The sequence below is a fragment of the Mesorhizobium sp. M0306 genome (genome assembly GCF_040321655.1).
In the GTDB taxonomy this organism is placed as follows: Bacteria; Pseudomonadota; Alphaproteobacteria; order Rhizobiales; family Rhizobiaceae; genus Mesorhizobium.
Map to the genome: position 1 here is coordinate 1 of NZ_JAMYRY010000092.1, position 1563 is coordinate 1563.

General features: G+C 63.7%; 1 protein-coding gene. It reads left to right on the plus strand.

What is annotated here, in order from left to right; translation table 11 throughout:
• The first annotated feature begins 106 nt into the window (after positions 1-106).
• Positions 107-1447 (plus strand): IS1380 family transposase, encoded by a 1341-nt coding sequence (locus NKI95_RS34205; protein WP_352722250.1) that lies wholly within the window; start codon positions 107-109, stop codon positions 1445-1447.
• The last annotated feature ends 116 nt before the right edge of the window (positions 1448-1563 follow it).

The window sequence follows — 1563 nt, forward strand, 5'->3', positions numbered from 1 at the left end:
CCTGAAAAATTCACGGTGGGTTGGCGGATGTGGTTCAACCCGTTGAAATGACGTAGGATTTGGTTGCTAAGGCCGATCCGAATCATTTCCGGAGACCACACCCGCCATGAATGATCTTACGCTGCCGCTGAGCGGCTTGTCATCTGTCGGCGGCAAGTCCGTCGTCGCCCGTTTCGACGGCGGCATGCTGTCGTCGGACAGTGGCGTTCTGGCTCTAGCAGAGGTGGAGAAACGACTGCGGGGGGCCGACCGTCTGGCGCGCTGCATCGATGATCCACGCAGCCCGGACCAGGTCATCCACAACTTTGCAGATATGATCGGCTTCCGCATGAAGATGATCGCCGCCGGTTACGAGGATGGCAACGACGCCAACCGGCTGCGTTCCGACCCGGTCTTCAAGATGGCCCAGGATGCGCCCCCTTCGGGTCGGGATCTGGCGTCGCAATCGACGATGTGTCGGCTGGAGAACCTACCCGATGTGCGCTCGCTGCTCGCCATGGGCCGGACGATGGTCGACCTCTACTGCGCCTCCTTCCGGCAGATTCCGAAGCGGATCGTGCTCGACATCGACGACACGTTTGACGCCGTGCACGGCAACCAGCAGCTCCGCCTCTTCAATGCCCATCACGACGAGTACGGCTTCCAGCCGATCGTTGTGTTCGATGGCGACGGCCGGTTCGTGTCTGCTGTCCTGCGACCGGCCAAGCGGCCAAGTGGGGCTGAGATCCGCGCTCACCTGCGCCGCCTCGTGCGGGCGATCCGGAGCAACTGGCCGAACATCCGGATCCTGATCCGGGCCGACGGTCACTATTGCAGCCCGCAGATCATCGACTGGTGCCGCGCCAACGATGTCGACTTCATCCTCGGCGTACCGCCCACCACGACCCTGCGCAAGCATGTCGCGGACCTGGAAGCCCGCACGACGGCGCGCTTTGAAGCGTCACCGAAGACGAACAAGGTCCGCAGGTTCAAGGAGTTCCTGGATGGGGCCGCCAGCTGGAGCCGCGTCGAGCGCATCATAGCGCGGGTCGAGGTCGGCGCCCAAGGTGCTGACACCCGCTTCATCGTCACCAACCTCGCCGGTGGAAAGGCCAAGGCGCTCTACGAAGATGTCTACTGCCGGCGCGGAGCGGCCGAGAACCACATCAAGTCCTGGAAGACGCATCTCGCCGCCGACCGAACGTCCTTCACAAGAGCGACGGCCAACCAGTTCCGGCTGTTCCTGCATGCCGGCGCCTACTGGCTCATGTGGGGCCTGCGCGCTGCGATGCCGAAACGCTCCAGCTTTGCCGTCGCGCAATTCGACACGCTGCGTTTGCGCCTCATCAAGATCGCTGCGCGGGTGGTCGAGATGAAGACGCAAATCCGCCTGCACCTGCCGACATCCTGCCCCGACCAACGCATCCTGCGCATCGTCCTCGATCGCATTCCGCGGCTCGCGACATAACCATGGGGCGCAGACGCCCCGAAACGAACCCGCCGACCGCAACCTGCAAACCCCACCTGCCATCACGACGGATCACCGCCGGCGCCTGACGAGGTTCGCGGAAAAGCGCCCAACAG